The following is a 3,792-nucleotide window of genomic DNA, read 5'->3' on the forward strand; positions in this document are numbered from 1 at the left end:
CATAAGATTTCTGAGTTAGTTTTATGCAAAGATAGGATTTTTACAAATATTACCCCTCAGGTTTTTACATTGACCCCTTTTTCGAACTGAACCCTGAGTCCCGGTAAAGGGGGTATATAATAAAAAAAGAGGAAAATTATCACTGAAATTCCTCTTTTTATTGGGTGACTGAAGGGACTCGAACCCTCGACATTCAGAACCACAATCTGACGCTCTAACCAACTGAACTACAGTCACCATGTTGTTGCATTTCTTAAATGCGGTGCAAAGATATGGATAATCTTTGATATTACAAATGTTTTGGCGTTTTTTTTGCAAAAAAATAGCTATTTATTATTTTCATAAATTTCTGTATTATGCTGTACCAGGAACTTTCGAGTGTTTTTAATGAAGATATTCAGACGGTTACGGGCTGATTGCGGCAAATGGCTATGTGGTGAGTAAGAAGGATATAAAATGTAATTTTTTTCTCCGGTGAGAGTGGGGCGGCCGGTCCATACTAAAGTGTATCCGCATCGGACGACACGGGCGAATGGAAAAGAAGAGGCAAAAGATTCGGGCGACGGTGAATGACTTGAATGGTTTTGTAATGGACGGATGGGCTTGGGGAGAGGATATTTTTCAAGTTGCAGCGTAAAGATGAGTCCACCGTCTGTATTTGCAGCGCTCATATTGGAGATGAAGTTTCCTAAAGAGTAACCGATTTTTCAGCCCAATCTATCCTTTGAATGATAGGCAATAGTTCTTTGAAAATTTGTGCAAATCTGCATAAGCCCTTGTAGTTCAACGGATAGAACGTCGGTTTCCTAAACCGAAAATATGGGTTCGATTCCCATCGGGGGTACAAAATGACAGATTTTGGTAGTGATCGTGTTACCGCATAATCCGCATAAGTGAGGTACTTTTGCAGTAAATAGTTCTACAAATATTCTACAAAAGTTATGGCAACATTTAAAGCGGAGGTTTACGCCCATCAAAAAAAGAAGGACGGAACCTATAATATTAAGATACGTGTAACACACAACGGAGAAAAGCGATACCTGGCTACACCTTATTTTATATATAAGGAAGATATTACCCAGAAAACCTTTAAAATCAAAAATCAGCATTACATAGATCTTACTGATGAAATGATAAGGACGTATCGTAAACGTTTGGATCGTTGGGGTGAAAGGCAAACCAGTATGACTATGGAGCAAATTATCAGAATCATTACTACCGATAATGAGAATGAAAAATTTGATCTTGATATTGCAGCCTACACCTGGAAGGAAATAAAACGAATGAAAGAAGCAGGACATGGAGGTAATGCAGATACCTATATATGTGCTGTTAGATCATTGGTTAAGTTTGTTGGTCGGGAAAAGGTTATGTTATCCGAAATAACAGCTAAGTTTTTGCAAAATTGGGCTGATTGGATAAACAAACAGCCAAATGTAACAAGGGGGTATGTAACTCACAACTATTTAAATAGGATGAGGGCTATATACAACAGAGCGAAAAAAGAGTTCAACGATGAGGATGCTGGAGTTATCCGAATACCTTATTCCCCTTTTTCTCACATTGATTTCCCGAAACTTCCGGCAACGAGAAAGCGAGCTTTGACGGTTGAGCAAATACAAGCTATTGCAAATTTGGAATATACTAAGATACTCCAGCCCGGTACTAATAGATTCAATTTTGCAAAAGATGTGTTCTTGCTGAGCTTTGGTTTAATTGGCATGAATGCTATAGACTTATATAATTGTACAGATTATAGGAACGGACGTATTACATACCAAAGAATAAAAACCAAAGAAAGGCGCATTGATAAAGCTGAAATCTCAATCAAAGTAGAACCGGAATACCAAGCTCTTGTAGATAAATATCGGGATCCTACAGGAAAAAGGGTATTCAGGTTTTATACGATGTATGCAGATGTAAATACTTTCAGTACGGCTCTAAACAAGGGGTTAAAGAAAGTAGGAAAGTTAGTTGGTGTAGATGATTTGGAGTTTTACGCAGCTCGGCACTCATGGGCTACTATAGCTTTAAATGATGCAGGAGTAGATAAATACACCGTACATACTTCTCTTAATCATGTTGATGATAGTATGAGGGTAACGGACATCTACATAAAAAAATCATGGGATCCTATAGATCAAGCGAACAGGAAAGTAATTAACCTGGTGAATATAAATATCAGCGAAACTAAGGAGCCTATAAATGAAAAAGTACAAAGAAAACTATTTTGCTTAAGCAATTTGCTTAGGCAAAATGAAGATGATACAACAGCACACCAATAAAGTGTAATTTGTTGGTGTATAATGCTTTGCGTTTTGCTTAAGCAAAATGCCTAAGCAATTTGGTTAAGCAATTTGCCTAAGCAAAAAGGTAAGCAAAATGTTATTTTTGCTTGAAGATTTGCCTAAGCAAATTGCTTAAGCAAAATTTGTTGTGTCCGTATGTTTGCATATCAAACCACTAATATATAACTGATTATCAGTTTGTTATAGCGCAAACGGCTTTTGTGATGATTTGCACAAAAAACACTTTTGCTTAAGCAAATTGCCTAAGCAAAACTTAAACGGGGGTATATATATAATATAATAATAAGAAGATTATATATTAATAATAGAGTATATATAGGGGATTGTTAAGGGGAAAAGAAAAAGCGACACTGTTTAAAGTATCGCTTTATTTTTCTAACATCTTACCTTTTCCAGTAAGAAGCCATTTTGCGCTAACACCATATTCGGTAATCAAAGGAACCAGCCAAAATGGTTGTAGTAAGTTTCGTGTAGGATCTTTACGAAGTAACTCCATATTTCGCCTATCTACACCGTTGGGATCACAATAGCTTCTCACGCTTTTTATCTTACCCATTGCCACAAGAGCATCAAAGGCTTCAAAGAAACGGTTTGCAATAGGTCTGTTAGCTTCTGCATTATTCATTATCTTAGAATTTGGTACTTCAAAAAATCAACTTCATTTTTCAAATTCACCAGGTAATCTGTAGGCTCATTATTAACCTTTGCTTTATCAATCGCTTTAAGAAGGCAATCTTGAACACTGAAAATGCTATCTACGTTTACGGGTAAACCTACTGTATAAGCCAAGAATTGCTCTCTGTACAATTCTATTACAAGTTTGCTATAATCTTCCATACTCTAATATTTAATCTGTTTAAAGCCAAATACTATACGGCATCTGCACATTTTGCAACATCTTCCTGCTGGGCATTCATTTTTTTGCTTACCTCTAACAATGCTTCGAGGCGACCTATTTCTCTATTTAACCGTTCTATCTCTTTTTCTTTCTCGGTAATCATAGAATAGGGTGCTATCAGCTTCTCGTTCATTAGCTGTATTAGCTGCCTGGAAAAAGCGTCTGCACCAGCAAACAGAATATCTGTAGATACTTCCATTTTTTCAGTCTGTGAATGTTGTTTTGGCGCAATGGTTTTAGGCTTATTTTCTATCGGCTTTATCTCTTCTATATCATTGGTAATATAACTGCAAATATTACCAAATTTCCTTTCTAATATTTCTATTTTGACGGGTGGTAAATCCCTTCTGCCATTCTCTACGTTGGCAATAAAACTCTGCCCACATGAAAGAAGTTGAGCTAATTCTTTCTGTGTGATTCCTTTTTCTTTCCTAAGTCTTTTTAAATCAATCATTTATTGACTTTTTAAAATATAACATGATAATATTCTCTGAAATATTACTAAAATATTACGAGATTTATTTGGTAATATTACCAATGTTACATATATTTGCAACGTAATAAAAGTAATAACACCACAAATAT

At 35.8% G+C, this 3,792-nt stretch carries 4 protein-coding genes, 2 tRNA genes and 1 pseudogene; 2 read left to right on the forward strand and 5 right to left on the reverse strand.

Features of this window, described 5'->3' with window-relative positions; all coding sequences use genetic code 11:
* Positions 1-163 precede the first annotated feature (163 nt).
* Both AB5903_RS21955 and AB5903_RS21960 read right to left on the reverse strand, forming a co-directional pair.
* Positions 164-237 (reverse strand) — tRNA-His (locus AB5903_RS21955).
* Positions 238-326: 89 nt separating this feature from the next.
* Positions 327-704 (reverse strand): annotated as a pseudogene (locus tag AB5903_RS21960) (CapA family protein); the annotation flags it as partial.
* A 68-nt stretch (positions 705-772) separates the two neighbouring features.
* On the opposite strand from AB5903_RS21960, the gene AB5903_RS21965 reads away from it, so the two are divergent.
* Positions 773-844 (forward strand) — tRNA-Arg (locus AB5903_RS21965).
* A gap of 97 nt (positions 845-941) precedes the next feature.
* The gene (locus tag AB5903_RS21970; RefSeq protein WP_021971512.1) at positions 942-2,285 is read left to right on the forward strand and encodes a phage integrase SAM-like domain-containing protein; all 1,344 of its coding nucleotides are present in this window, start codon (positions 942-944) and stop codon (positions 2,283-2,285) included.
* Positions 2,286-2,676: 391 nt separating this feature from the next.
* On the opposite strand, the gene AB5903_RS21975 is transcribed toward AB5903_RS21970, so the two are convergent.
* From AB5903_RS21975 to AB5903_RS21985, 3 genes are read right to left on the reverse strand one after another with little or no spacing between them, the layout of a single operon-like run.
* The gene (locus AB5903_RS21975; RefSeq protein WP_016274541.1) at positions 2,677-2,934 is read right to left on the reverse strand and encodes a hypothetical protein; all 258 of its coding nucleotides are present in this window, start codon (positions 2,932-2,934) and stop codon (positions 2,677-2,679) included.
* Positions 2,934-3,146 (reverse strand): hypothetical protein, encoded by a 213-nt coding sequence (locus tag AB5903_RS21980; protein ID WP_005850396.1) that lies wholly within the window; start codon positions 3,144-3,146, stop codon positions 2,934-2,936. The genes AB5903_RS21975 and AB5903_RS21980 overlap by 1 nt, the downstream gene beginning before the upstream one ends.
* Positions 3,147-3,178: 32 nt before the next feature.
* Positions 3,179-3,661 carry a helix-turn-helix transcriptional regulator gene (locus tag AB5903_RS21985; RefSeq protein WP_005850394.1) on the reverse strand — a complete coding sequence of 161 codons (483 nt, stop codon included), beginning with the start codon at positions 3,659-3,661 and terminating at the stop codon, positions 3,179-3,181.
* Positions 3,662-3,792 lie beyond the last annotated feature (131 nt).

Source organism: Bacteroides sp. 2201st1_D9_2201SCRN_220225 (assembly GCF_040928965.1).
In the GTDB taxonomy this organism is placed as follows: Bacteria; Bacteroidota; Bacteroidia; order Bacteroidales; family Bacteroidaceae; genus Bacteroides; species Bacteroides stercoris.